Below are 25,365 nucleotides of genomic sequence, written 5' to 3'. Positions count from 1 at the left end.
AACCGTTCGAGAGCGCCGGTGGTCGATCGGCCATGAGAACACGAGGACTCGTATGTGGTGCCGGTTGCAGGAATCGAACCCGCGACCTTCGGTTTACAAAACCGCTGCTCTACCAGCTGAGCTAAACCGGCGTCCGGGCGCTCCATGCGTCAAACCACACCGAACGTCCAGCCCTCGCGCCGTGCGATATCGGGCGTCAGATCAGGCGGATTCCACAGATCGGCGCGTCCTGCATTGGCGCGCAGCCAGGCCGCGGTGAGGATCGCGTCGGTCGCGTGATCGGTATAGCGGACGAGCGGCGCATGCGGTTTCGAGCCCATCATGGCCAGCGCCACGTCCAGCGTCTCGCCATCGCGGAACTTGCTCAGGCCCTTGCGCTTGCCCGCCGCGCGCGCGGCGATCGAGGTGTAGATCTCGACGATCATCGCGCCCTTGTCGGGCACCGGGTCGAACGGCCAGACGGGAATTGCCGTGCCGAGATGGTGCAGCAATCGCATGCCGGCGAAGCTCGCCTTCGCCACCTGCGCCGCCCCGATCGCATCATAGAGCGACGAGGGTTTGTGTCCGCCCCCGGCCTTGTAGTGCATCTCGCTGCGGCGCAGATGGATGAAGCCCGCCTTCGCCCCGTCCGCCGCGCCGAGATAGAAATGCCGTCCCCGCCGGCTCTCCAGGAACGAGGCGGCGCCCAGGTCCATGTCGGGGCTGGAGGCGTCGACATAACCCCAGAAGGCGCGGGAGGTGACCGGCGTTTCCTCGCCGGGCAGATAGGCGCCGCGTTCGATGATCGGCGGCGAGAAGCTGAAATCGAAGCCGGCCAGCAACGGTTCGTCGGCACGGGCGCGCAGCCATTCGAGGATTTCGGTGCGCGACCAGGCCTTGCCCGGCGGATCGACGATCACCGGCGCGGCGTCGCCCGCCTCGCACAGCGCCAGCGCGATGCCGGGATGGGACTGGCCTTTGGCGCCCGACCAGTCGATCGCGGCGAAACGGGTGAAATGGTCAGGGGCGCGCGCCACCACGCCTCGCTCGCTGCGCACCGGAAGCGCGGTCCCACCAGGCGCGCTCGATCAGCAAGCACAGTCGCTCCGGGTCGGCCGCCGCCGATCGCACCAGCACGCAAGGCCAGCCCTCATATTGCGGCGTCTGCCAGAAGCATTCGGGGTCGGTCCCGATCAGCACCCCGATTTCCTCGCGCGTCGCGCGCAGCACGAAATCACCCGGTGTCCGCCCCTGCGAGACGATCTGTCGCCCGCGCACCTGTGGCGAGGCCGATCCCCGCGCGCCCGCACCCATCGACACGCCCGGCAAGGTCAGGGCGAAGGCCACCGCCTCGTCCCAGCTGAAGCTCATGCCTTGGCTTTGCGCGGCTTCGATCGCGGCCGCGCGGCGCTCCAGTCGCGGGATCGTTCGATCATCGCCTGGACTCGCTCGGGATCGGCGCTGTCATAACGCACCAGCACTCCGGGCCAGCCCTGGTAATGCGGCGTCTGCCAGAAGGTCTCCGGATCGGTTTCCATGAGCATTTCCTTGGTGTCCTGGTCGATCGCGAGCACGAAGGAATCCGCTTCCCGGCTGGGATGGAGAAAGGCACGGCCGTTCGACACGATCTTGACCGCCGGGCTGCCATAACTGGTCGACATTTCCGTGTCGGGCAGGCCGAGCGCGAACGCGGTGATGCTGTTCCAGTCGAAACTCATTCGCCGCGCTCCTTCAGCTCCTGCCAATAGGCCATGCGTTCCGCGATCCTTTTCTCAACGCCACGCTCGGTCGGGGTGTAGAAGGTCTGGGGGCTCATCTCGGCCGGCCAGTAATTGGACCCGGAGAACCCTTCCGACGTGTCGTGGTCATAGGCATAGCCCTTGCCGTACCCGATATCCTTCATCAGCTTGGTCGGCGCATTGAGGATGTTCTGCGGCGGCATCAGTGATCCGGTTTCCTTCGCGCTGCGCCAGGCGGCCTTTTGTGCCGCATAGGCCGCGTTGGATTTGGGCGCGACGGCGCAATAGAGGCAGGCCTGCGCGATCGCGAGTTCGCCCTCGGGCGACCCGAGGAAATCATAGGCATCCTTGGCGGCGAGGCACTGCACCAGCGCATTGGGATCGGCCAGCCCGATATCCTCGCTGGCGAAACGCGTGATGCGCCGGAGCACATAAAGCGGCTCTTCACCAGCGGTCAGCATGCGCGCGAGATAATAAAGCGAGGCCTGCGGGTCGGACCCGCGCATCGATTTGTGCAGGGCGGAGATGAGGTTGTAATGCCCCTCGCGATCCTTGTCGTAGACGGCGACACGCCGTTGCAGGAACGCCGAGAGACCGGCCGGGTCGAGCAGTTCGGGCAGGTTCACCGAAAACAGCGTCTCGGCCTGGTTGAGCAGGAAACGGCCGTCGCCGTCCGCGCTGGCGATCATCGCGTCGCGCGCTTCGGGGGTGAGGGGCAGGGGGTGCCCCATCGTCTCCTCGGCACGGTCGAGCAGTTTGCCGAGCGCTGCCGCGTCGAGGCGATGGAGGATGAGCACCTGCGCCCGGCTGAGCACCGCGGCGTTGAGTTCGAAGCTCGGATTCTCCGTCGTCGCGCCGACCAGCGTCACCGTGCCGTCCTCGACATAAGGCAGGAAACCGTCCTGCTGCGCGCGGTTGAAGCGGTGGATCTCGTCCACGAACAACAGGGTGCGCTTGCCGATCCGGGCATGCTCGCGCGCCTCGGCGAACGCCTTTTTGAGGTCCGCCACGCCCGAGAACACCGCCGAGATCGCCACGAACCGCAAATCCACCGCATCGGCGAGCAACCGCGCGATGGTCGTCTTGCCCGTGCCCGGCGGTCCCCACAGGATCATCGACGACAGCCGCCCCGCCGCGACCATCCGCCCGATCGCGCCTTCGGGCCCGGTCAGATGCTCCTGCCCGACGACCTCCTCCAGCCGTTGCGGCCGCAGCCGGTCGGCCAGCGGCGCATTCTCGGAAACCGCTTCGCGGGCAGGGGGATCATAGGTGGCAAAAAGGTCGGCCATGCCCGGAACATAGGGTGGACGGCCGGAAGGTGCCACCCCGCCATGGCGCGCTGCACCCCGTGAAAAATTCCCTCTTGTCAAAACCGACTCAAGATATATCTTAGACGCATCGTGATACACACAAAGGAAGACTCATGTTTCATCATATGCGCGGCCGCGATTGCGGTCCCCGGGGCGGACGCTTCACGCGCGGTCCCTTCTCCTTCCAATGGGAAGTGCACGGCCATGGCGAACGCGGCGGCCGGAGCCGCCGGATGTTCGATGGCAGCGAGCTGCGGCTCGTCCTGCTCAAGCTGATCGAGGAGCAGCCGCGTCACGGCTACGACCTGATCCGCGACATCGAGGAGCGGACCGGCGGCGCCTATGCGCCGAGCCCCGGCGTGATCTACCCGACCCTGACCATGCTCGACGATATGGGCCTGATCGAGGAGCAGAAGTCAGAAGGCGCGAAGAAGCTCTTCGCGATCACCAATGCGGGCCAGGCGCTGCTCACGGAGCGCGAGGAAGAGGTCGAGGCGCTGTTCGCCCGGCTCGAGGACCTCGGCTCGATGCGCGAGCGCACCAGCGGCGGCCCGGTCCGCCGTGCCATGGGCAACCTCAAGGCAGTGCTCCAGCAGAAGCTCGGTGCCGGCGAGGTCGATGGCGACACGCTGCACCATATCGCGGCGCTGATCGACGAAGCCGCGCAGAATATCGAGCGGCTGAAATAACGCGTGACGCGTTTGCAACTCCTGCGCCGGCGGCTGGGCATCGGCCCGGCCGCCGGCACCGACGACCGAATGAAGAAAGGACAGCGCTCATGGACAGCGCAACCGCCAGCGTGCCCACCACAAGCGGCAGCAAATATCTCCAGCAGCTGTGCAAGCACTGGCAGCACAACCTGACCGTCGAGTTTACGCCCGAACACGGCACCGTCGTGTTCCCGAAAGACGCGCGCGGTGCCGATCATCCCGGCGACGGGCTGGTCACCTTCGATGCGCGTGCCGAGGCACTCGACGTCCGGATCGATGCGACCTCGCCGGAACAGCTCGAAGGCCTGAAGGGCGCCGTCGCCCGGCACCTCGATCGCTTCGCCTTCCGCGAAGCGCCTCTCACGTTCGACTGGAAGTAACCCGGGCTGGGGCTATTTCCCCCGCCGCTCCAGCACCGCCAGATACGTATCCAGCACCGCCTGGTTGATCGTCTCCCAACGATAACCGGCGGCCTTGGCGTGTCCGGCTTCCCCGGCTGAATGGCGGAAATCATCATCCTCGCAGAAACGCTGCAGGGCATCGGCATAACCCTGGATATCGGTTGGATCGACGATCAGCCCGGTCACGCCGTCATCGATCAGCCCGACCGCGCCCGATGCTCGCGCCGCGACCACCGGCACCTTTGCCGCCATTGCCTCCAGCGTGACGTTGCCGAACGTTTCGGTCACGCTGGGATTGAAGAACACGTCCATCGAAGCGACCGCCCGGCCCAGATCGTCGCCCGACTGGAATCCGGCGAACACCGCATCCGGGATTTCCTGCGCGAACCAGTCGCGCGCCGGGCCTTCGCCCACCACCAAAGTCTTGTGCCGCACACCCCGCGCATCAAGCGCGTGCATCGCCTGGGCGAATACGTCGAGGCCTTTTTCCTTCACCAGCCGACCGAGAAAGCCGACCGCGATCTCGTCGTCCGCGATGCCCAGGCCGCGTCGCCATTGCATGTCGCGGCGACCGGGATTGAATCGGTCGTGGTTCACCCCGCGTGACCAGCGCGAGATATGCGCCGTCACGCCCCAGTCGCGCAGGATCTCACCCATCATCTGGCTCGGCGCCAGCACCTCGTCCACGCGCGAATAGAATTTGCGCTGGGCGTTGATGATGATCGGTTCGAGGAAACCGATGCCGTAATAACGGACATAGGTCTCGAACCGCGTATGGTACGACGCGACCGAGGCGATATTATTCCGCTCGGCATAACGCACGGCGGCATGCCCCAGCAAGTCGGGCGCCGAGACATGGATCAGGTTCGGTGCGAAGGCGTCGACATCGGCCCGGGTCTTCGCCGGCATGCCGCGCGCGAGCTTGTACTCGGCGCGCCCGGCGGGAAGCTTGATCGAGGGTACGCTGACCAGATCGCCGGTCGGGGCAAAGGCTGGGCGGCGGCTGGTCGGGGAGTAGACGCGCACCGTCGTCCCCTGTTTCAGGAGGTGGCCGACGAGGAGATTGAGCGCCTGGTTCGCGCCATCGCGCGTATAATTGTAATTGCCGCTGAACAGCGCGACGCGGAGGTCTTTCGCTTGCATGGCGGGCGCATAGACCCCCCGGAGCCAAACGCCAATCTCTGCTCTGGTCGCATTCGCGTTAAATTCAGTTCATGGCGAGAGGTGCATCGTGGCCGCAGGCCCCTACGTTCATCCGCAAAGGAGACCTTCATGACCGATCTGTCCGATTTCCCGATCACCAAACGCTGGCCTGCGCAGCATCTCGACCGCATCCAGCTTTATTCGCTGCCAACGCCCAATGGCGTGAAGGCATCGATCATGCTCGAGGAAACCGGACTGGCCTATGAGCCGCACTTCGTCGATTTCGCCACCAATGATCAGAAATCGCCGGAATTCGTCTCGCTCAATCCCAATGGCAAGATTCCGGCGATGATCGATCCCAACGGGCCGGGCGGCAAGCCGCTCGGCCTGTTCGAAAGCGGGGCGATCCTGCTCTATCTCGCGGGCAAGACGGGCAAGTTCATCCCCAACAATCCCACCGGCCGCTGGGAGGCGACGCAATGGGTGATGTTCCAGATGGGCGGCGTCGGGCCGATGTTCGGCCAGCTCGGCTTCTTCAACAAATTCGCCGGCAAGGACTGGGAGGACAAGCGCCCGCTCGGCCGCTACGTCGATGAATCGAAGCGCCTGCTCGGCGTGATGGATGCCGCGCTGGCGGGCAAGGACTGGTTCCTGGGCGACGACTATACCATCGCCGACATCTCGATGCTCGGCTGGGTCCGCAACCTGATCGGTTTCTACGAAGCGCGCGATCTGGTTGGCTTCGATGACTTCGAGAACGTCGCGGCCTGGCTTGAGCGCGGCCTCGCCCGCCCCGCGGTGCAACGCGGACTGACTATTCCGGCAAAACCGGCCTGACCCTCTTTTCCTCCCCATGGAACATGGGGAGGGGGACCACTCGCTTCTTCAGCGAGTGGTGGAGGGGAAGGCCACAGGCGTTGGCGGTCGTGGCATGCCCCTCCACCACCAGCGTCGCCGGCGGTCGGAAAAAAGAAAAGTTTGTTCCCCTCCCGTTCTTTTCCCGCTAAGGCCTCGCACATGGCGAAACCCCAGAAACGCTATGTCTGCCAGGCCTGCGGATCGGTCGCGAACCGCTGGGCGGGGCAGTGCGCCGATTGCGCGGAATGGAACACGCTGGTCGAGGAGGTGGGCGGTACCGTTACGCCCTTCCAGGCCAAGCATAACCTCCAGTCCGGCGGCCGCGCGATGACGATGGTCGGCCTCGACGCTGAAGTCGCCTTGCCCGAACGCCTGCCGAGCGGCATCGCTGAATTCGATCGGGCGTTGGGCGGTGGTTTCGTCGAGGGTTCGGCAACGCTGATCGGCGGCGATCCCGGTATCGGCAAGTCCACCCTGCTGCTTCAGGCGGCGGCAAAAATGGCGCTGGCCGGTCTTTCGGTCGCCTATGTCTCCGGCGAAGAGGCCGCCGATCAGGTTCGCTTGCGCGCGCGGCGTCTCGGCCTGGGCCATGCGCCCGTGCAGCTGGCCGCTGCCACCTCTACGCGCGATATCCTGACGACCATGCGCCAGGGGCCCGCGCCCGCGCTGCTCGTGATCGATTCGATCCAGACCATGCATTCCGACCTGATCGAGGGCGCCCCCGGCACCGTCAGCCAGGTCCGCGCGTCGGCGCAGGAACTGATCCGCTTCGCCAAGGAACGCGGCACCGCGGTGGTGCTGGTCGGCCATGTCACCAAGGACGGCAGCATCGCCGGCCCGCGCGTGCTCGAACATATGGTCGATACGGTGCTCAGCTTCGAAGGCGAGCGCAGCCACCAGTACCGCATCCTCCGCGCGATCAAGAACCGCTTCGGCGGCACGGACGAGATCGGCGTGTTCGCGATGGTGGCGGAGGGGCTGGCCGAAATCTCCAACCCCAGCGCGCTGTTCCTTACGCAGCGCGACGAAGGCGTGACCGGCACGACGGTGTTTCCCGCGCTGGAGGGCACGCGCCCGGTGCTGGTCGAGATCCAGGCGCTGGTTGTCCGCCTCGCCAGCGGCGCCACGCCGCGGCGCGCGGTGGTCGGCTGGGATTCGGGCCGGCTGGCGATGGTGCTCGCAGTGCTGGAGGCGCGCTGTGGCCTCAGCTTCTCGTCCTGCGAAGTCTATCTCAACATCGCCGGGGGCTACCGGGTGCAGGATCCCGCGGCCGACCTGGCCGTGGCGGCGGCGCTCGTCTCCGCGTTGTCCGAGCGTCCGGTGCCGCCCGATGCGGTGGCATTCGGCGAGATCGCGCTGTCGGGCGAAATCAGGCCGGTGGCGCACGGCGCGCTCAGGCTCAAGGAATCAGGCAAGCTCGGCTTCGAACGCGCGCTGGTGCCGGCCGCGATCACCAGCGAGAAGACCCCGCTCAAGCTGTCGGGATTCCGCACGCTCGGTCAGTTCGTTGACCATATGCTGGGGCGCGGCTAGCGACGGTGCAAATCGTCGCCACATAGGCGGCCAACCAAAACCCCGTTCGTGCTGAGTAGGGGCTGAGCTTGTCGAAGACCCGTATCGAAGCGCCCTCGCTTGGGGCATTGTCCTTCGATACGCCATTTCGACAAGCTCAACGGCTACTCAGGACGAACGGAATGGGCAGGTAACGGACGCTGATGGGACTGACCGCACTCGACATCCTCGTACTGATCGCGGTCGGCGGCGCCGCCATCCTCGGCCTGATGCGCGGCTTCGTGACCGAGATCCTGTCGCTGTTCGCCTGGGTCGCGATCGTCTTCGCGATCAAGCTGTTCCACGCGCCGCTCACCCTGCTCCTGTCGGGGTCGGTCGGGACGGTCACCGGCGCTGCGGTGCTGTCTTTCGCGCTCATCGCCGGCATCACCTATTTCGCCGGACGCGCGGTGGCCAATGCGCTGGGCTCGCGCACGCGCGATTCGATCCTCGGCCCGGTCGATCGCGCGCTGGGCTTCGGCTTCGGCGCGGTGAAAGGCCTGATCCTTGCCAGCCTCGGCTTCCTGCTCGTCGCGCTGGTGACCGACACGATGAGCGGCGGCCCGAGTCATCGGCCCGAGTGGCTGACCGCCGCCCGAACCTACCCGCTGCTCAACACGACCAGCGCGAGCATCGCCGACTTCGTCGACCGCAGGCGCAAGGGAAAACCGGTGTTCGGCCCGGCGGACAATGCCGCCACACCCACCAATAGCAGCGAGGAGCGGCCATGAACGCGCCACTCTATAATGCCGAAATCCTGCGCCTCGCCGCGACCATCCCGTATCATGATCGCCTGTCCGATCCGATGGGCAGCGCGGAGAAGCGTTCGCCGGTGTGCGGCAGCCGCGTGACCGTGGACGTCAATGTCGACGAATCCGGCCGAGTCAGCGAGGTCGGCCTGCTGGTGCGCGCCTGCGCGCTTGGCCAGGCATCCTCGTCGCTGATGGGTGCCAGCGTGATCGGCAAGACACCCGAGGAACTGGCCACCGCCCGCGACGCGCTGGCCGCCTGGCTCGCGGGGGAGGGGCCCTTGCCCGATTGGCCCGGTTTCGAGCTGTTCACGCCCGCGCTGCCGCATAGCGCGCGCCACGCCTCGATCCGCCTCGCGTTCGAGGCCGCCGCCGACGCCGCCGAGGCCGCGCGCGCAAGGCTCCACGCATGAGCGAATCGCTGCTGTTCGACGCGGTCGTCCTGCTCGGCTTCGGGCTCGTCTTCGTGCTGATCTTCCGTCGCTTCGGGCTCGGCGCGACCCTTGGCTATCTCGTCGCGGGCGCGGTGGTCGGGCCGCAGGCGCTCGGCCTGGTCGGCGGCGCGGAGTCGAAGATCGGCGTCGCCGAGCTCGGCATCACCCTCCTCCTGTTCATCGTCGGGCTCGAGCTCAATCCGCAGCGGCTATGGCAGCTGAAGAAGGAGATTTTCGGGCTCGGCCTGATGCAGGTCGTGCTGTGCGGTATCGCGGTGTCGGGTGTGGTGTGGGTCATCACTCAATTCTCGCCCGCCGCCGCGCTCGCGCTCGGTCTGCCGCTCGCTTTGTCCTCGACCGCGCAGGTGCTGCCGATGCTGCAATCGGCCGGCCGCCTGCGCACGCCCTTCGGCGAGCGCGCCTTCTCGATCCTGCTGTTCCAGGATCTGTCGATCGTCCCGCTGATCACCATCGTCGCGGTGATGTCGCGCAACCCGGCCGACGCCGCGGGGCCTCCCGGCTGGCAGCTGTTTCTCTACACCGTGCTCGCGGTGGTGGGACTGGTGCTGATCGGCCGCTATGCGCTCCGCCCGCTGTTCCGGACCATCGGCAATCTCGGTGAGCGCGAGATGTTCGTGTTCGCCGGCCTGTTCACCGTCATCGCCGCCGCCGCGCTCATGGAGGCGCTGCATCTGTCGACCGCGCTCGGTGCGTTCGTGGCGGGCGTGATGCTCGCGGACAGCCCGTACCGGCACGAGCTGGAGGCGGATGTCGAGCCGTTCCGCTCGATCCTGCTCGGCCTGTTCTTCCTCGCGGTCGGCATGATGCTCGATCTTCATGCCATTGCGGAGCGGCCCCTCTTCGTGCTCGGCATGGCGGTGGCGCTGATCGTCACCAAGCTCGTGATCATCATGGGCATCGGCCTGATCTTCAAGATGACCTGGCGCGGTGCGCTCGCGCTCGGCCTGCTGCTCAGCCAGGGCGGGGAATTCGGCTTCGTGCTGTTCGCCCAGGCGCAGAATGCGATGCTGATCGCGCCCGAGGCCGCCAGCCTGTTCGGCGCGATCGTTACGCTGTCCATGGCGACCACGCCGTTCCTGATGAAGGCGACCGAGCGGATCCGCACCGAGCCGCAGACCGACGGCGGCACCCGCGAAGGCCCGATGTCGGACGGCGCGAATGCGTTGATCGTCGGTTACGGCCGTTTCGGCCAGACGGTCGGCCAGATGCTGATCGCGCAGGGCGTGCCCGTGACCCTGATCGATACCGATATCGAGATGATCGATATCGCCGGCAGCTTCGGCGCCAAGGTCTATTATGGCGACGGCACCAGGCTGGACATGCTGCGCCAGGCAGGCGGCGCCGATGCGGAACTGATCCTGTTCTGCACGGACGGCGACCAGATCACGCCCGAGATGATCGAGGCCGTGCATGAGGCTTTCCCCCAGGCGGCGATCTTCGTGCGCGCCTATGATCGGCGCTCGCTGATCAAGCTCAAGGGTGCGCCGGTGCGCGGCGTGGTGCGCGAAGTGCTCGAATCCGCGATCAAGATGGCGCGCATGGCGCTGTCCAGCCTCGGCATCGAGGATGAGGAGATTTCCCGCGCCGAGGACATGTACCGGGCGCGCGACAAGGAGCGGTTGAAGGCCCAGGTCGAGGCCGGCGATCTTCGCGCCGCGGTCGAGAAGGTCATCACTCAGCCGCTGCGCGGCGCGGAAGACGCCGGATGAAGAACCGGTCGCTCGCCGCGCGCGTCGGTTTCGCCCTGGCGGGCTGGAAGGCGGCCTGGGCGCGCGAGCGGAGCTTCCGGACTCAGTCATGGTGCGCGCTGCTCGCCCTGCTCGCCCTGTTCCTGCTTCAGCCGCCGCCGATCTGGTGGGCGTTCGTCATGCTCGCCTGTGCCCTCGTGCTCGCGCTCGAACTGATCAACAGCGCGGTCGAGGCGCTGATCGACCTGCTCCATCCCGGGGTCCATCCGGAGATCAAGATCATCAAGGACATGCTGGCGGGTGCCGTGCTGGCGGTCAGCTGCGCCGCGCTATTCGGGGCGATCGTGCTTGGAGCCGCCTATGTCTGGGCGCATTTGCTCGCGCTGGAAAGTTGAAGGAAATGCCATGAACCCGATCGTCCTTTTCGCGGCGCTGTCCGGGGCGCTCGCCGTCGCCGCGGGGGCGTTCGGCGCCCATGGTGCAAGCGGGGCGGCGGCCGACTGGCTGAAGACCGGCGCGCAATATCAGCTGCTTCACGCCATTGCCGCGCTCGCGATCCTCCGTCTCGACGCAAAGGGGCCGGCAGTCCTTTTCCTCGCAGGCGGGGCAATTTTTGCCGGCACGCTCTACCTGATGGCGCTCGGCCTGCCGCGCTGGCTGGGCGCGATCACCCCGATCGGCGGCGCCCTGCTGATCGCCGGCTGGCTATGGCTCGCCTGGCTGGCCACGCGCAGGGTCTGAGGCTCACGCCCGTCTCGCATGTCCCGCCAGCCGACCCAATTTGGGTTGCCGGTATTTCTTCAAGTATTTGATTTATAAGATATTTTGAATCATCCGCATCGGTGGGACAAGGGATATGGGACAAGCTGGTGTCCCATATCTCCCTTGTTTCGCGATCCATCGCCGCGCCGATTCGGCAGCACCGTCGCGAGCCGGCTAGCGGCGCGCTTCGGGCGCGCATAGCGAAACGCGCTCCCGTTCTTCGTTCGAAAGGGTTCCGTCGCCATCGGCGTCGATGCAGGCAAAGGCCGCCAGCCGCACCTTCAGCATCTCGTCATGCGTGAGATAGCCGTCGTTATCCGCATCCTCGGCGCGGAAATCCGCCGCGATATCGCCTCTCAGGCGCGCGATCTCACCCGGAATGGCCGGCAGCGGCGCCAGCGCACGTTCGCCCATGGCGGTCCATTCGGCCCGGCTCAGCCGACCGTCGCGATCGGAGTCGGACGCGCGGATGACGGCGGTCATTGCCGCATCGCATCCCACCCGGGTCGAGCAGGAGGGTGAACCCTCCTGGGCCGCAAGCGCCAGCGCCAGGATCATCATCATGGCCGGCATCGCACTTTCGTGCTCATCCGGCCCGGCCTGCGTCCGCATCGAGGAACGCGGCGACGTCCTTCAGGTCCACCGATTTGTCGAGAAAAGTCCGGCCGATCCCGCGCGCGAGCAGGAAGGGCAGGGTGCCCGCATCCATCTTCTTGTCATGGAGCATATGCCCGACCAGCGTGTCGCTGTGGGCGCTAATGCCGGCCGCCGCGACGCTGTCGGGCAGGCCGACAGCGCGAAGGTGCGCCGCTACCCGTTCCGCGTCCTGGCCCGGCGCGAGGCCCCTTGCCGCCGAATAGCCGAACGCCAGTGCCATGCCCGCCGCGACTGCCTCGCCGTGAAGCAACCGGTCCGAAAAACCGGCCTCGGCTTCCAGCGCATGGCCGAAGGTGTGGCCGAGATTAAGCAACGCGCGGACGCCGGTCGTCTCGCGCTCGTCGGCGGCGACGATGCGCGCCTTGGCCGCGACCGAATGGGCAATGGCATGTTCGCGCGCCGCCGGGTCGCCGGCGAGCAGCGCCGCCGCATTGGCCTCGCACCACTCGAAAAAGGCAAAATCGTCGATCAGCCCATATTTCACCACTTCGGCATATCCCGCGCGGACCTGGCGCAGCGGCAGCGTATCGAGCACCTGCGGGTCGATCAGCACCACGGCCGGTTGATGGAAGGCCCCGATCAGGTTCTTGCCGGCGCGCGCATTGATCGCCGTCTTGCCGCCGACCGAGGAATCGACCTGCGCCAGCAAGGTGGTCGGGATCTGCACGAACCCGCAGCCACGCTTGACGATCGCGGTGGCGAAGCCGACCAGATCGCCGATCACGCCGCCGCCCAGCGCGATCACATGGTCGCCCCGCTCCACGCCGAGGTCGAGCAGCCGGTCTGTAAGCTGCTCGAGCGTCGCCCAACTCTTCGAGCCTTCGCCCGGCGCCAGCACGATCGCCTCGCTCGCCACGCCCGCCTCTGTCAGCGACGCCTGCAAGGTGGCGAGGTGCGGCAGGACATTCTCGTCGGTGACGATCGCCATGGTCCGCCCGCGTGACAAAGGCGCGAGGCGCTCTCCCGCCCGTGCCAGCACCCCGTCCTCGATCACCACCTCATAGCTGCGCGCGCCGAGGGAAACGGTGATGCTGGTCATAAACGCAGGGCTTTCAGGATCGAGTTCACGGTCGATTCGTGCGGCGCGTGATGGCTCGGCACACGGATATGGGCGAGCGCGTAGATCGGATTGCGGATCCTGGCCAGTTCGTCGAGCACCTGGCGCGGATCGCGGTCGCGCAGCAGCGGCCGCGTGTCGCGGCGGCCCACCCGGTCGGCCAGCACGGCCGGATTCGCGTCGAGCCAGATCGCCAGCGCCTGGTTCAGGATCAGGGTGCGGGTGTCGTCGTTGATGAACGCGCCGCCGCCGGTCGCGATCACCTTCGGCGTGCCGTCGATCAGCCGGGCGATCACGCGCCGTTCGCCGTCGCGGAAATGCGCTTCGCCGAATCGCTCGAAGATCTCGGTGATCGACATGCCGGCGGCGGCCTCGATCTCCGAATCGGCGTCGACAAAGGGCAGACGCAGGCGCGTCGCCAGGCGGCGGCCGACGGTGGACTTGCCGGCACCCATCAGCCCTACGAGGACAATCGGCTGGCCGGTCCAGTCCGGGAGAGGGGTGTGTCTTTGCAACATGGAAGCGGGGGCTATACAGCGAGCCCGCGTCTCGGGCAAAAGGCCGCGCGCAGTAGATTTTCTCACGTCCGTAATAACGCGTCTGTACAAGGTTCGCTCATGTCCCGTTCGCTGATAGCGCTCATCGTCATCCTGGTCGTCGTGGTTGGGGGCCTGTTTTTCCTGGCCGGGCGTACGAACGAAAAGCCGCTGACCCGCGTCGAGAAGGTAGTGCCGCTTGCGAATCTCTCGAACTAGCGTCGCGCTCGGCGCGATCGCCGCGGTACTTGTCGGCGTGGGGCTTCCCGCGCTGGGTCAGGACAAGCCCGAATCGCTGTTGCCGCCCGGCTTCGGCGATCCCGTCGCGGCGCCCGCGCCGACCCCCGCGGCCACGCCTTCGGGGTCTGCCACGCCGCGCCCTGCGGCGACGACGCTGACGCCGGAGGACGGTGTCACACCAAGTCCGACACCGTCCGCCACGCCGGGTGTTCCCGCGCCGGTCGATCCGGCATTGCTCGCGCGCTACGACATGCCCGATTATGCGCGCCGGTCGCTGGCATCGGTCGGTCCGGTCGGCCCCGATGGCGGGGGCCTGACGCCGCGCGCCTTCGGCAATGCCGATGGTCCTTATCTCGAAACGCTGATGCGCCGTCTCGATGTGCCGATCGCGTCGCGCTGGCTGTCGATTGCCCTCAGGCGCGCGCTGGTTTCGCGCGTCGACACGCCGCGCGGCATCAATGGCGCCGATTTCGCCGCCGAGCGCGCCTGGCTGTTGCTGCGCATGGGCGAATCGGTCGCGGCACGCGGCGTGGTGCAGAGCGTCGATGGCGACAACTTCACGCCCAAACTCTACGAAATCGCGATGCAGGCCGCGCTGGCGACGGGCGATCCCGGCGCCCTGTGTCCAGTCGCTGACGGCGGCGCCCAGCTGCGCCGCGAGCGCGCCTGGGTCGTGGCGCAGGCAATCTGTGCCGGTCTCGCTGGCGAACCGCGCAAGGCCGAGGCACTGATGAAGGCGGCGCGCAACAACGGTCTCGTCAACGGAATCGACCTGTTCCTGGCCCAGAAGGTCGCCGGCACCGGCGCGCGCGGGCAGCAGGCGGTGACGATCGAATGGGACAGTGTCGATCGCCTTACCGCGTGGCGCTACGGCCTCGCCAGCGCGACGGCGGTCGAGATCCCCGAAGCCTTGTTCGCCACCGTCTCCCCCAACGTCCAGGCGTGGCGCGCGCAATCCCCTGTGCTGGTGGCCCGCATGCGCGCGGCGCCCGCCGAGCAGGCCGCGGTGCGCGGCGTCTTCTCGAATGCGGCGCTGGTCGACCTCTACGGCGAGATCGACGAGGACGATCAGTCCTCAGCCGAGAATGGCGTCGCCCGGGATCTGCGCAGCGCCTATTCCGCGGCCGACATGCAGGGCCGGCTCGACGCGCTGAAGCAGCTCTGGGATCAGCCGAAGACGGCGGACGCGCGTTTCGCTCGCCTGATCCTGACCGCGCGCGCCGCGGCGCGGATCCCCGCCGGCACGCAGGGCGCTGACGCCGACCGTATCGTCGCCTCGATGCTCACGGCCGGAATCGATCGTGGTGCGATGCGCTGGCGGGCGAGCGTGCCTGCCGGCGGCGATGCCTGGGCGATGCTTGCCCTGGCCGATCCGGCATCGGCCTCGTCGAGCTGGTCGGACGTCAACCGCTACGCGGGTGCTGGCGAGTCGAGCGGCCTGAAGAAGCGCCTGTTCTTCGCCGGCATGGCGGGGCTGGGCCGCCTGTCGGCGGACGACGTGGAGCGCGGTGCGCGCTCGCTCGATGTGGCGATCGGGGTCGACAATGCCTGGACTCGCGCGCTCAGCCGTGCCGCGCGCGGGCGTGAGCCCGGAACGGTGCTGCTGCTGGCCGCGGTCGGCATGCAGACCCGGCTGTGGCGGGGGGTGCCGCCCGAGGCGCTCTATCATATCGTCACCGCGCTGAGGGTGGTGGGGCTCGAGGCGGAGGCACGGATGATCGCCGCCGAGGCGCTGGCGCGACTTTGACCGGCACGCCCGGCCCGGGCAGCGACCGAGCGCTGATCGAGCGCTTCCTCGAGATGATGGCCGCCGAGGCCGGGGCCGCGAAGAACACCATCGCTGCCTATCGCAGCGACCTGGCGCTTGCGTCCTCCTTCCTGGCGGGCGGTCTCGCGGCCGCCTCGGCGGCCGATCTCGCCCGTCTCGGTGATCAGTGGCTCGATCTGTCCCGATCGAGCGTCGCGCGCAAATCGGCCGCGCTTCGCCGTTTCTTCGCCTTTCTTGCCGATGAAGGCCACCGCACCGACGATCCCGGCGCCGCCTTGCCCCGGCCGGGGGCGCAGCGCGCTTTGCCCAAGGTGCTCGGTCATGACGATGTCGACCGGCTGTTCGCGGCGATCGCTGAGCGGATCGAGCGCGTGCCGCCCGATCCCAACGATCTCCGGCTCTCCGCGCTGGTCGAGCTGCTCTACGGCTCGGGCCTGCGCGCCACGGAACTGGTCTCGCTCCCGCGCAACGCGATAGCGCCCGATCGCCCCTATCTCATCCTGCGCGGCAAGGGCGGTCGCGAACGGCTGGTGCCGATCTCGGATCGCGCCCGTGCCGCGGTGGCGGCGTGGCGCGCTCATGTCGCGACCGATCGCCCGTGGCTCTTCCCCTCGGGCAAGAGCTTCCTGTCGCGCGTTCGGCTCTACCAGCTGCTCAAGGGGCTCGCGGCGGAGGCGGGCATCCCGCCCGACCGGGTCAGCCCTCACGTCCTGCGCCATGCCTTTGCGACTCATCTGCTCGCGGGTGGCGCCGATCTGCGCGCGCTTCAGTCGATGCTGGGCCATGCCGATATCGCCACGACGGAAATCTATACCCATGTCGATGCCAGTCGGCTGGTAGAGTTGGTTAACACCCGCCATCCCCTCGTTGACGTGAAGAGGCGCGGGGCCTAACCGACGCGGCCGATGGCAAGCTTCCTCGATTTCGAGAAACCGATCGCCGAGCTTCAGGGCCGGATCGACCAACTCCGTGAGACCGCCGCCGATGGCGCGGTCGATATCGATTCGGAGGTCGCCCGGCTCCAGGCGAAATCCGACAAGCTCCTGCGCGACACCTATTCCCGGCTGACGCCCTGGCAGAAGACGCTGGTCGCCCGTCACGGCGAGCGTCCGCACTTCAGGGACTATGTCGCCGGGCTGTTCGACGATTTCATGCTGCTCGCCGGAGACCGCGCGTTCGGCGACGATCAGGCGATCCTTGGCGGCTTCGCGAACTTCCGCGGGCGCAAGGTCATGGTGATCGGCCATGAAAAGGGTGACGATACCGCCAGCCGCCTCCGCCACAATTTCGGCATGGGCAAGCCCGAGGGCTATCGCAAGGCGATCCGCCTGATGCAGCTCGCTGACCGGTTCGGCCTGCCGGTGCTGACCCTGGTCGATACCTCGGGTGCCTTTCCCGGCGTCCAGGCCGAGGAACGCGGCCAGGCCGAAGCGATCGCCCGCTCGACCGAACAATGCCTCGCGCTCGGTGTGCCGCTGATCTCGGCGGTGGTGGGGGAGGGCGGCTCGGGCGGCGCGATCGCGCTCGCCGCCGGCAACAAGGTGCTGATGTTCGAGCACGCGGTCTATTCAGTGATCTCGCCCGAGGGCTGTGCCTCGATCCTGTGGCGCACCGCCGACAAGGCGGCCGAGGCGGCCGAGGCGATGAAGGTGACGGCGCAGGACCTGAAGGAACTGGGCGTGATCGACACGATCGTGCCCGAGCCGCTGGGCGGCGCGCACCGCGATCCCGCGCTTGCCATCGCCAGCCTGGGCGATGCGCTCGATGGCGCGTTGGCTGAATTGGGCAATCAGGGTGCCGATCAGCTGCGCCGTGGGCGACGCGACAAATTCCTGGCGATCGGCAGGCTCTAAAATCCCCCCCTCTTTCCGCGAGCGGGAGCTGAAGGAAAGAAGTATATTTTCGATGGCACCACGAAAAGGGCGGCGGAACCGAAGTTCCGCCGCCCCCATTTCGTCAAGCTGGTAAGAGCTTACGAAGCCTTCATGTTCGACGAGACGTTCTCGAAGGTGGTGCGCAGCTGGTTGCCCAGGCCCTGCATCGCGGCGATCGCGGCGACGGCGATCAGTGCGGCGATCAGGCCGTATTCGATTGCGGTGGCGCCCTTGCTGTTCTTGATGAACTTGCGGATGGTCTGCATGATTCCGGTCTCCAATGGTCTAAAGCTTCAGTACCCGGCTGATCCGGTGAACCGGGCCAGCAAGCTCAAACTAGAATCGCAAGGTTGAGAAACATTTAAGCCGCTCCAGGAAATTTTACGGGGCCGGTCAGCGGCCCGAGCGCGCGTTTTCCATTTTCGTGTTGACGTTGCCCCACATGTCGGTCGTGGTCCGCGCGACCTGGGTGAAGGACGCGATCATGGTGATGACGACGAGCGCCGCGATCAGGCCATATTCGATTGCGGTGGCGCCCTTGCGGTTCTTCACCAGCGTCCTGATCATGTTGCGCGCCATTGATGGTTGGTCCCGGCTGGAAAAATCCCCCGAACGTTAATGTAGGAGCGTTAATGAATGGCGAAGGCCATGGAAGATGTTGTCATGGCAGGGCTTTTTCCGGTCGTCGCGGTGGCGCTGATCGATCGTGAAGGCCGGGTGCTGGTGCAGAAGCGACCCATGGGCAAGATGATGGCGGGCCTTTGGGAGTTCCCCGGCGGCAAGGTCGAGCCGGACGAGACGCCGGAAGCGGCACTCATCCGCGAACTCGCCGAGGAACTGGGCATCGTCGTGAACCCGGCTCAGCTCGAACCCGCTGCCTTTGCCAGCGAGCCCCTTGCCGGCCGTCACCTGCTGCTGCTGCTCTATATCTGCCGGGCCTGGCACGGCACGCCGCGCGCGCTGCATGCGGAGGAACTTTTATGGTGCCTGCCGGAGGCATTGCACGATCTCGACATGCCGCCCGCTGACCTGCCGCTGATTGGGCGGCTGATGGCGCTGGTCTGAGCAAGGCGTCCGAAACTGGGGCCGATCCGTATTCTGTGATACACACAGGCGGGCGAACCCCCGGGGGAGGGAGAATGGCGGGACGGCCTTTGCTCAAGGGCCTGCGGGCAAAGGCCTGGGTGATTCTGCCCGGGCTTGCCGTGCTCGCGGTCATGCTGGGCCTGCAGATGGTCGGGGTGCCGGCGATCGACCGAATCGGGTCCTTGCTGTTCGACAGTTATCAGCGCGCCAAGCCGCGACCCTGGCAGGATGCCGGCGTCCGTATCGTCGATATCGATGACGAGACCCTGCGCCGGCTGGGCCAATGGCCTTGGCCCCGCACTGACATTGCTGAGCTGACCAGGCGCCTGACCGATGCCGGCGCCGCCACGGTGGCCTTCGACATCGTCTTTTCGGAACCCGACCGCACCTCGCCGACTCAGCTGGCCGAGCGCGTGAAGCGGCAGGGCGGCGATGCGCGAGTCGTCGCGGCGCTCGACACGCTGCCCGACAATGATGCCGTGCTCGCCGATACCTTCAGGAAGTCGACCGTCGCGCTGGCCTTTTTCCTGACCGGCGAGAAGAAGGGCGGTCAGGTCGAGCCGAAGATGGGCTTCGCGGTTGCCGGCTCGCCGCCGAGCACTGGCAAGGCGACCTATACGGGCGCGATCCAGCCATTGCCCGTGCTGCGCGACGCGGCCGCCGGCCTGGGTTTCGTCAGCCTGCCACCCGATAGCGACGGCATCGTGCGCAAGGCGCCGTTGATCTCGACTCAGAACGGCCAGCTGCTGCCCGCGCTCTCGCTCGAGGCGCTCCGCACTGCCTATCGGACTCAGTCGGTGATCGTGAAATCCAGCGATGCCAGCGGCGAATTGGGAAGCGGCGGCCCGAACGTCGTGTCGCTCAAGGTCGGCGATTCGGAGGTGCCGACGACTCGGTCAGGCCAGCTCGTAATGTATTACACGGCGCCGCATCCCGAACGGATCGTGCCGGCGTGGAAGGTCATGACGGGCCGGATGTCGGCGGCCGAGATGCAGCGCAACTTCGCGGGGCAGGTGGTCTTTGTCGGTACCAGCGCGCAGGGCCTCTACGACCTGAAATCGACTCCGCTCGCCGAGACGGAGCTGGGCGTGGTGATCCATGCCCAGGCGCTCGAGCAGATCATCACGAAGAGCTTCCTGCGCCAGCCCGACTGGGCGCGGGGTGCCGAGCGCGCGGCACTGCTCGTCCTCGGCCTGGTCATGGCTTTCTCGTTGCCCTGGCTGGGCGCGACGCGCGGCGCGGTCCTCGGCATGGTGATGGTGGGAGGCCTGGCCGGCGGCAGCTGGATGGCGTTCAGCCGCGACCAGCTGCTGCTCGATCCGACCTGGCCGGTGCTCGGCCTTACCCTGGTCTATGTCATCGAGACGGCGCTGACCTATTACCGGGAGGAACGGCAGCGCGCGTACATTCACCAGGCGTTCGACCGCTATCTCTCGCCCGACATGGTGAAGCGCATCGTCGCCGATCCCGGCAGCCTCGAGCTTGGCGGCGAGGAGCGCGAGATGACCGTGCTGTTCTGCGACATCCGCGGCTTCTCCAGGCTGTCGGAGAAGCTGACTCCGCAGGAGATCATCCAGTTCCTGATCGCGTTCCTGACGCCGATGTGCGACATCCTGCTCGCCCGCAAGGCGACGATCGACAAGTTCATCGGCGATGCGGTGCTGGCTTTCTGGAACGCCCCGCTCGACGACCCCGATCAATATGCCAATGCCGCCCGCGGCGCGCTCGGCATGACCAGGCGGCTGCGCGAGATCAATCTCGCGATGCGCGGCCAGACCGGGGGCGTATGGCCGGGCGAGGTTTGCATCGGCATCGGCCTCAACGCCGGGCCCTGCTGCGTCGGCAATATGGGCTCGGCGCAGCGGCTCAATTATTCGCTGATCGGCGACACGGTGAATCTCGCCTCGCGCATCGAGGGGCTGACCAAATATTACGGCGTGCAGATCGCGATCGGCGAGGACCTGCGTCGCCATCTGCCCCAGTTCGCCATCGTCGCACTCGATCATGTCCGCGTCGTCGGCCGTGACGCGCCCGAGGAGATCTTCGCCCTGCTCGGCGACGAAAGCCTGGAGCAGGAGGCAAGCTTCCGCAACTTCGCGCTACGCCATCAGGCCATGCTCGAAGCCTATCGAGCGCAGGACTGGGCAAAGGCCGACGCGCTGGCCGAAACGGGGCAGGGGTCCGCGACCAGCTATGGCCTGCGCAAATTCTATCTGCTGATCCGCGATCGGATCGCCCATTTCGCGGCCAATCCGCCGGGTGAGGCTTGGGATGGGGTGTTCTCGGCGACCGAGAAATAGGGGCGCAAAAAAGGGGTCGGAGTGAATTTCCGGCCGCCCGCAACCGATAAATCACTCTGACCCCTTTTTCCCCTCTGACCCCTTTTTCCCATCTCCGCGCTTCAAGCGCCCGGTACCCCGAGCGCCGTCGCTTCGGCCTGCAACCGCGCCGTCGCCCCCGGATTGGCCGCCACCGCCGCCTTCAGCGCCGCGCTTGCCCTGGCCGGTTCGCCCAGGGTCATCCGGCTGCGCATCAGCATGATCCAGCCATCGACATTGTCCGGATTGGCCTGGAGCTTTGCCTCCAGCCCCGCGACCATGTTCTGCACCATCGCATCCTGCTCGTGCGGCGGCAGCGCGGCGGCGGCGCGCATCTGCTCGGCGTTCGGCCCGGGGATCGGCGCCGTAGCGGTCGCGCTGCCCGGCACCAGCGGATGCGGCGCCGGCTGCTTCACTGCCGCCAGCCGGCCGGCCACGTCGATCCCGTTGATCTTGCCGACCTGCTCGATCGTCCGGCGCAGGTCGCGCTCCCAGGGCGCGCCCGGCGGCGTGTCCTGCAACAGGGCGAACCAGTCATTGATCGCGCCTTTGTGGTCGCCCGCCAGGTCGCGCGCCACCGCCAGGAAATAACGCGCGCGCGGGTCCTTCGGGTCGATCGCCGCTGCCTTGCGGAACGCGTCGAGCGCCGGCGCCGGCATCGGGCTGTCGGCGCTGGCCATCACTCGCGCTTCGCCCAGCGCCGACCACAGATCGGCGCGTCCTGCGGCGATCCGGGTGCCGCGCTCATAGGCCTGTGCCGCCTCGGCATGGCGGCCGAGATCGGTCTGCGCCTGCCCGAGCGCGAGCCATGCCTCAGGATCATTCGGCGTCGTTCGTGTCCGTTCCTCGATCGCGGCAAGTGTTGGCGGCCCGCCGAGCGCAGGCGAAGCCACGGAAGAAGGGCCTTTTTTCTCGAGACCGCCGCTGCCCAACACCGACCAGCCTATCGCGACGACCAGAATCACCACCGCGAATACCAGCAGGATCAGTCCGGTCCTCGACTTTTGCTTGCCCGGTTCCATCGCTATCCTTTGGCTTTACCTTGTTGAGGCTGGCGCCGAGCGCGCATCATGCTAGTGTGTACCGGCCAGCGGCAAATGCAATCCTGAACGGGCCTGCATCCTCCGCGGCCGGTGCTTTGGGGGAGTGTGCGTGACGGACCGGGTCCGCATCGCGATCATCGGCTCGGGTCCCGCGGGGCTGAGCGCCGCCGCGCGCGCCGCCCAGCTCAAGCTCAGCCATGTCCTGCTGGAAAAGACCGACCACCTCTCGGACACGATCTTCAAATACCAGAAGGGCAAGCACGTCATGGCGACGCCCAGCCAGCTCGTGCTCCGCTCCGACATGGACTTCGACGCGGGCAAGCGTGAGGTCATCCTCGGCATCTGGGACAAGCTCGCCGCGAGCCATGGCATCAATGTCCGCTACCGCAGCGAGGTGAAGGCGATCGAAGGCGAGCGCGGCGATTTCCGCATCGCGCTCACGGACGGGTCGACCGTCAATGCCGAGACGATCGTGCTGGCGATCGGCACACAGGGCAATCCCAATTTGATGCGCTGCACCGGATCGACCCTGCCGCACGTCCAGTATCAGCTCGACGATCCCGGCGAATATGTCGACGAGCATATCACCGTAATCGGCTCGGGCGATGCGGGCATCGAGAATGCGCTCGGGCTCGCGGCCGATATGGCGCAGGGCAATATCGTCACCATCCTCAACCGCTCCGCCGATTTCGCCCGGTCAAAGGCCGCCAACGTCAAATTGCTCAATGAGGCGGCGGACGCCGGGCGCATCTCGATCCGGCTGGAAACCACCCCCGCCGAGGTACGCCCAGGCGAGCTGGTGCTCGAAACCCGCGACGGGCAGGAGACGATCCGCTGCGACCGGATCATCGCTCGCATGGGCTCGGCCGCACCCCGCGCTTTTGTCGAAAGCTGCGGCATCGAGTTCAGCAGCGCCGACCGCGAGGCTTTTCCCAGGCTCTCGCCCGTGTTCGAATCGACCAAGCCCGGCATCTTCGTGATCGGCGCGCTCGCCGGCTATCCGCTGATCAAGCATTGCATGAACCAGGGCTATGACGTCGTCGAGTTCATCAACGGCAACAGCAGCCTGAAACCCGCTGACGAGCCGATCCTCCAGGCCAAGTTCGCCCGCTTGAAGGCGAAGCGCTCGGTCGACGACTGGCTGGAGATGCTGCGCGCCAACATCACCATTCTTCACGACCTGTCGCCGCTGCAGATGCGCGAGTTCATGCTCGATTCCGAAGTGCGCTCCTACAAGGCGGGCGAAGTGATCGTCGAACGCGCCGATCCCGGCTCCTCGCTGTTCGCGATCGCTGAGGGTACCGCGCTGGTTCAGGTCGACAGGGGCGATCCCTCGATCACCGTCCCGATCGAACAGGGTTCGATCTTCGGCGAGGTCGGCCTGATCTCCGGCCGCCGCCGCGGCGCCACGGTGCGCGCCGGCACCGACATGATCGCGGTCGAGGTCTCGCGCACCGCCGCGCTCAAGCTGATGGCATCGGTCCCTGCCGCCAAGCGCGCGGTCACCCGCATCTCGGTCGAGCGCCAATTGCTTCAGTTGTTCGGCTCGGGCCTCACCTCGTCCGATATCGCCGAGCTTCTCGACGCGTCGGAAATCCAGACGGTGCGCGCCGGCGAGCCGATCATCACCGAAGGGGAGGCGGGCGAGGACATCTTCGTCATTCGTGTGGGCAGCATGATCGTCGAGAAGAATGTCGGCGGCAAACCCGTCTTCCTCTCCTATCTCCCCGCCGGCTCCTATGTCGGCGAAATGGCGCTGATCGGCGGTGGCAGGCGCACCGCGACGGTCAAGGCCGCGATCAAGTCCGAAGTGATCAAGCTCCCCGGCGCTGCCTTCCGCCGGCTGATGGAGGCCAAGCCGCGCCTGCTCGAAAAGGCCCGTGCCGACATGGCGCAGCGCCAGAACGTCAACGCCTTTGTCGAGAGCCGCAAGGACAGCTTCTCCGGCGTGGTCGACATGTATTCGCAGACCGCGACCTTCCTGGTCGAAAACGGCATCGGCGAGGCGACCGACGTGCTGCTGATCGACGAGAATCTGTGCGTCGGCTGCGACAATTGCGAAAAGGCCTGTGCCGACAGTCATGAGGGCCTGTCGCGGCTCGATCGCGAGGCGGGACGCACCTATGCCCATCTCCATGTGCCGACCAGCTGCCGGCATTGCGAGCATCCGCATTGCATGGCCGATTGCCCGCCCAACGCGATCCATCGCGGGCCGGACGGCGAGGTGGTGATCGACGACACCTGCATCGGCTGCGGCAATTGCCAGCGCAACTGCCCCTATGGCGTGATCCGCATGGACAGCGTGCCGCCGAAGAAACCGAGCCTGCTCAGCTGGATGTTCCTCGGCATCGGCCCCGGCCCGGGCGAGCCGACCAAGAAATGGCGCAACAAACACGCCAAACCGGGCGTAGAGAAGCCGAAGAAAGCCATCAAGTGCGACATGTGCTCGGGCATCGATGGCGGCCCGGCCTGCGTCCGTGCCTGCCCGACCGGCGCCGCGATCCGCGTCGCGCCCGAGGAGTTCCTCACCGTCGCGCGGCTCGAACAGGGGACTCAGTCATAGCCAGCCGCGCCTCCCGTGGAGCGACGCGCCCGGGCAAGGTCGCGCTGCACGAGGGATTCTTGCGCCACAAGAGCTTCCGCTGGCTCAAGATCGCGCTCGTCATCAGCCTGATCGCGATCCTCGGCTATGCCCTGATCGACGTGACGCCGCGCCCCAATGGCGGCTCGCCCTATGGCTATACGCTCGGCACGATCGGCGTGCTGCTGATCCTCTGGCTCAGTCTGCTGGGGGTGCGCAAACGCGCGATGACCAGCGGCCGATGGTCGTTAAAGGCCTGGACCAGCGCGCATGTCTATCTCGGGCTCAGCCTGATCGTCATCGCGACCCTGCACACCGGCTTCCAGTTCGGCTGGAACGTGCACACCCTCGCTTATGCGCTGATGATGCTGGTCATCCTGTCGGGCCTCTACGGCATCACCGTCTATGCCGCGATCCCGGGCTATCTCAGCACCAATCGCGAGGAGATGACTCAGACCCAGATGCTCGACGCGCTCCGCGCGATCGACCGCCAGCTCCACGACGCCGCCCAGCCGCTCGGCCAGCGCCAGGCCGAACTCGTCCGCCACTCGCTCGAACAGGACCCGTTCGGCGGCGGTCTGATCGCGCGCCTGTCGGGCCGCTATCCGCGCTGCGCCACCCAGCGCACCTTCGACACCATTCGCGAACGCACCGGCCCACGCCCTGATATGGGCGACGACCCGCTCGAGCGGGTCGATGCCCTGCTCGACCGCAAAATGGCGATGCTGGCGCAAGTCCGGCGGCATTTGCGGTTGAAGGCGATGCTGGAGATCTGGCTCTATGTGCATGTGCCCTTCACGTTCGCGCTGATCGCCGCGCTCACCGCGCATATCGTCAGCGTGTTCTTCTACTGGTGACGG

The 25,365-nt window shown here is 66.8% G+C and carries 28 protein-coding genes and 1 tRNA gene; 17 read left to right on the top strand and 12 right to left on the bottom strand.

Annotation, left to right across the window (positions count from 1 at the left end; genetic code table 11):
- Positions 1–55 precede the first annotated feature (55 nt).
- From ACZ1I2_RS16570 to ACZ1I2_RS16550, 5 genes are all read right to left on the bottom strand, one after another.
- A tRNA-Thr gene (locus tag ACZ1I2_RS16570) sits at positions 56–131 on the bottom strand.
- Between the two features lie 18 nt (positions 132–149).
- The gene (locus ACZ1I2_RS16565) at positions 150–1,019 is read right to left on the bottom strand and encodes a hypothetical protein (RefSeq protein ID WP_465177125.1); all 870 of its coding nucleotides are present in this window, start codon (positions 1,017–1,019) and stop codon (positions 150–152) included.
- Positions 1,000–1,350 carry a hypothetical protein gene (locus ACZ1I2_RS16560; protein WP_465173059.1) on the bottom strand — a complete coding sequence of 117 codons (351 nt, stop codon included), beginning with the start codon at positions 1,348–1,350 and terminating at the stop codon, positions 1,000–1,002. Before ACZ1I2_RS16560 ends, ACZ1I2_RS16565 begins: the two co-directional genes overlap by 20 nt.
- Positions 1,347–1,697 carry an MmcQ/YjbR family DNA-binding protein gene (locus ACZ1I2_RS16555; protein WP_465173060.1) on the bottom strand — a complete coding sequence of 117 codons (351 nt, stop codon included), beginning with the start codon at positions 1,695–1,697 and terminating at the stop codon, positions 1,347–1,349. The genes ACZ1I2_RS16560 and ACZ1I2_RS16555 overlap by 4 nt, the downstream gene beginning before the upstream one ends.
- Positions 1,694–3,007 carry a replication-associated recombination protein A gene (locus ACZ1I2_RS16550; protein ID WP_465173061.1) on the bottom strand — a complete coding sequence of 438 codons (1,314 nt, stop codon included), beginning with the start codon at positions 3,005–3,007 and terminating at the stop codon, positions 1,694–1,696. The genes ACZ1I2_RS16555 and ACZ1I2_RS16550 overlap by 4 nt, the downstream gene beginning before the upstream one ends.
- Positions 3,008–3,141: 134 nt before the next feature.
- On the opposite strand from ACZ1I2_RS16550, the gene ACZ1I2_RS16545 reads away from it, so the two are divergent.
- Together ACZ1I2_RS16545 and ACZ1I2_RS16540 are read left to right on the top strand one after the other, a co-directional pair.
- On the top strand, positions 3,142–3,717 hold the full coding sequence (locus tag ACZ1I2_RS16545; protein WP_465176513.1) for a PadR family transcriptional regulator: 576 nt from the start codon (positions 3,142–3,144) through the stop codon (positions 3,715–3,717).
- A gap of 89 nt (positions 3,718–3,806) precedes the next feature.
- Positions 3,807–4,118, top strand: coding sequence for a DUF2218 domain-containing protein (locus ACZ1I2_RS16540; protein ID WP_465173063.1), 312 nt, complete (start codon positions 3,807–3,809; stop codon positions 4,116–4,118).
- Positions 4,119–4,130: 12 nt separating this feature from the next.
- Here the strand turns inward: ACZ1I2_RS16540 and ACZ1I2_RS16535 are convergent, their stop codons facing one another.
- Entirely contained in the window at positions 4,131–5,282 is a 1,152-nt protein-coding gene (locus tag ACZ1I2_RS16535; protein ID WP_465173064.1) for a glycosyltransferase family 4 protein, read from the bottom strand.
- Positions 5,283–5,411: 129 nt separating this feature from the next.
- On the opposite strand from ACZ1I2_RS16535, the gene ACZ1I2_RS16530 reads away from it, so the two are divergent.
- The 7 genes from ACZ1I2_RS16530 (at position 5,412) to ACZ1I2_RS16500 (ending at position 11,324) form a co-directional block, all read left to right on the top strand.
- Positions 5,412–6,119 (top strand): glutathione S-transferase family protein, encoded by a 708-nt coding sequence (locus ACZ1I2_RS16530; protein ID WP_465176514.1) that lies wholly within the window; start codon positions 5,412–5,414, stop codon positions 6,117–6,119.
- Between the two features lie 180 nt (positions 6,120–6,299).
- Entirely contained in the window at positions 6,300–7,673 is a 1,374-nt protein-coding gene (gene radA, locus ACZ1I2_RS16525; protein ID WP_465173066.1) for a DNA repair protein RadA, read from the top strand.
- A gap of 182 nt (positions 7,674–7,855) precedes the next feature.
- Positions 7,856–8,422, top strand: coding sequence for a CvpA family protein (locus ACZ1I2_RS16520; RefSeq protein ID WP_465173067.1), 567 nt, complete (start codon positions 7,856–7,858; stop codon positions 8,420–8,422).
- A complete protein-coding gene (locus ACZ1I2_RS16515) occupies positions 8,419–8,853 on the top strand; it encodes an iron-sulfur cluster assembly scaffold protein (protein ID WP_465176515.1) in 435 nt (144 codons plus the stop codon). Before ACZ1I2_RS16520 ends, ACZ1I2_RS16515 begins: the two co-directional genes overlap by 4 nt.
- Positions 8,850–10,604, top strand: coding sequence for a cation:proton antiporter domain-containing protein (locus tag ACZ1I2_RS16510; RefSeq protein WP_465176516.1), 1,755 nt, complete (start codon positions 8,850–8,852; stop codon positions 10,602–10,604). Before ACZ1I2_RS16515 ends, ACZ1I2_RS16510 begins: the two co-directional genes overlap by 4 nt.
- Positions 10,601–10,978, top strand: a complete 378-nt coding sequence (locus ACZ1I2_RS16505; protein WP_465176517.1) for a diacylglycerol kinase — start codon at positions 10,601–10,603, stop codon at positions 10,976–10,978. Before ACZ1I2_RS16510 ends, ACZ1I2_RS16505 begins: the two co-directional genes overlap by 4 nt.
- A gap of 10 nt (positions 10,979–10,988) precedes the next feature.
- A complete protein-coding gene (locus ACZ1I2_RS16500; protein ID WP_465173071.1) occupies positions 10,989–11,324 on the top strand; it encodes a DUF423 domain-containing protein in 336 nt (111 codons plus the stop codon).
- Positions 11,325–11,519: 195 nt separating this feature from the next.
- Here ACZ1I2_RS16500 and ACZ1I2_RS16495 read toward each other — a convergent pair whose 3' ends face one another.
- The 3 genes from ACZ1I2_RS16495 to ACZ1I2_RS16485 are packed head-to-tail and all read right to left on the bottom strand — an operon-like array spanning position 11,520 to position 13,577.
- Positions 11,520–11,918 carry an EF-hand domain-containing protein gene (locus ACZ1I2_RS16495; RefSeq protein ID WP_465181482.1) on the bottom strand — a complete coding sequence of 133 codons (399 nt, stop codon included), beginning with the start codon at positions 11,916–11,918 and terminating at the stop codon, positions 11,520–11,522.
- 13 nt (positions 11,919–11,931) lie between these two features.
- Entirely contained in the window at positions 11,932–13,041 is a 1,110-nt protein-coding gene (gene aroB / locus ACZ1I2_RS16490) for a 3-dehydroquinate synthase (RefSeq protein WP_465176519.1), read from the bottom strand.
- On the bottom strand, positions 13,038–13,577 hold the full coding sequence (locus tag ACZ1I2_RS16485) for a shikimate kinase (protein ID WP_465176520.1): 540 nt from the start codon (positions 13,575–13,577) through the stop codon (positions 13,038–13,040). Before ACZ1I2_RS16485 ends, aroB begins: the two co-directional genes overlap by 4 nt.
- Positions 13,578–13,676: 99 nt before the next feature.
- Here ACZ1I2_RS16485 and ACZ1I2_RS16480 point away from each other — a divergent pair, with 99 nt between their 5' ends.
- The 4 genes from ACZ1I2_RS16480 to ACZ1I2_RS16465 are packed head-to-tail and all read left to right on the top strand — an operon-like array spanning position 13,677 to position 17,456.
- On the top strand, positions 13,677–13,814 hold the full coding sequence (locus tag ACZ1I2_RS16480) for a hypothetical protein (RefSeq protein ID WP_465173075.1): 138 nt from the start codon (positions 13,677–13,679) through the stop codon (positions 13,812–13,814).
- A complete protein-coding gene (locus ACZ1I2_RS16475; RefSeq protein ID WP_465173076.1) occupies positions 13,795–15,582 on the top strand; it encodes a hypothetical protein in 1,788 nt (595 codons plus the stop codon). Before ACZ1I2_RS16480 ends, ACZ1I2_RS16475 begins: the two co-directional genes overlap by 20 nt.
- Positions 15,583–15,635: 53 nt before the next feature.
- Entirely contained in the window at positions 15,636–16,496 is an 861-nt protein-coding gene (locus ACZ1I2_RS16470) for a tyrosine-type recombinase/integrase (protein ID WP_465181667.1), read from the top strand.
- 12 nt (positions 16,497–16,508) lie between these two features.
- Positions 16,509–17,456 (top strand): acetyl-CoA carboxylase carboxyltransferase subunit alpha, encoded by a 948-nt coding sequence (locus ACZ1I2_RS16465; RefSeq protein ID WP_465176521.1) that lies wholly within the window; start codon positions 16,509–16,511, stop codon positions 17,454–17,456.
- Positions 17,457–17,575: 119 nt separating this feature from the next.
- Here the strand turns inward: ACZ1I2_RS16465 and ACZ1I2_RS16460 are convergent, their stop codons facing one another.
- Together ACZ1I2_RS16460 and ACZ1I2_RS16455 are read right to left on the bottom strand one after the other, a co-directional pair.
- Positions 17,576–17,743 (bottom strand): Flp family type IVb pilin, encoded by a 168-nt coding sequence (locus ACZ1I2_RS16460; RefSeq protein ID WP_465173079.1) that lies wholly within the window; start codon positions 17,741–17,743, stop codon positions 17,576–17,578.
- 127 nt (positions 17,744–17,870) lie between these two features.
- Positions 17,871–18,044: a Flp family type IVb pilin gene (locus ACZ1I2_RS16455; protein ID WP_465176522.1), complete on the bottom strand. Its 174-nt coding sequence runs from the start codon at positions 18,042–18,044 to the stop codon at positions 17,871–17,873.
- 96 nt (positions 18,045–18,140) lie between these two features.
- On the opposite strand from ACZ1I2_RS16455, the gene ACZ1I2_RS16450 reads away from it, so the two are divergent.
- Together ACZ1I2_RS16450 and ACZ1I2_RS16445 are read left to right on the top strand one after the other, a co-directional pair.
- Positions 18,141–18,542 carry a (deoxy)nucleoside triphosphate pyrophosphohydrolase gene (locus ACZ1I2_RS16450; RefSeq protein ID WP_465176523.1) on the top strand — a complete coding sequence of 134 codons (402 nt, stop codon included), beginning with the start codon at positions 18,141–18,143 and terminating at the stop codon, positions 18,540–18,542.
- 74 nt (positions 18,543–18,616) lie between these two features.
- Entirely contained in the window at positions 18,617–20,863 is a 2,247-nt protein-coding gene (locus ACZ1I2_RS16445; protein WP_465173082.1) for a CHASE2 domain-containing protein, read from the top strand.
- A gap of 101 nt (positions 20,864–20,964) precedes the next feature.
- Here the strand turns inward: ACZ1I2_RS16445 and ACZ1I2_RS16440 are convergent, their stop codons facing one another.
- Positions 20,965–21,903, bottom strand: coding sequence for a tetratricopeptide repeat protein (locus ACZ1I2_RS16440; protein ID WP_465176524.1), 939 nt, complete (start codon positions 21,901–21,903; stop codon positions 20,965–20,967).
- A 130-nt stretch (positions 21,904–22,033) separates the two neighbouring features.
- On the opposite strand from ACZ1I2_RS16440, the gene ACZ1I2_RS16435 reads away from it, so the two are divergent.
- Together ACZ1I2_RS16435 and ACZ1I2_RS16430 are read left to right on the top strand one after the other, a co-directional pair.
- On the top strand, positions 22,034–24,487 hold the full coding sequence (locus ACZ1I2_RS16435; protein ID WP_465176525.1) for a cyclic nucleotide-binding domain-containing protein: 2,454 nt from the start codon (positions 22,034–22,036) through the stop codon (positions 24,485–24,487).
- Positions 24,484–25,362 (top strand): hypothetical protein, encoded by an 879-nt coding sequence (locus tag ACZ1I2_RS16430; RefSeq protein WP_465177126.1) that lies wholly within the window; start codon positions 24,484–24,486, stop codon positions 25,360–25,362. Before ACZ1I2_RS16435 ends, ACZ1I2_RS16430 begins: the two co-directional genes overlap by 4 nt.
- The last annotated feature ends 3 nt before the right edge of the window (positions 25,363–25,365 follow it).

This window comes from Sphingomonas sp. BL-S-29 (assembly GCF_055521495.1).
This window is presented reverse-complemented; position numbering and strand designations above follow the sequence as displayed.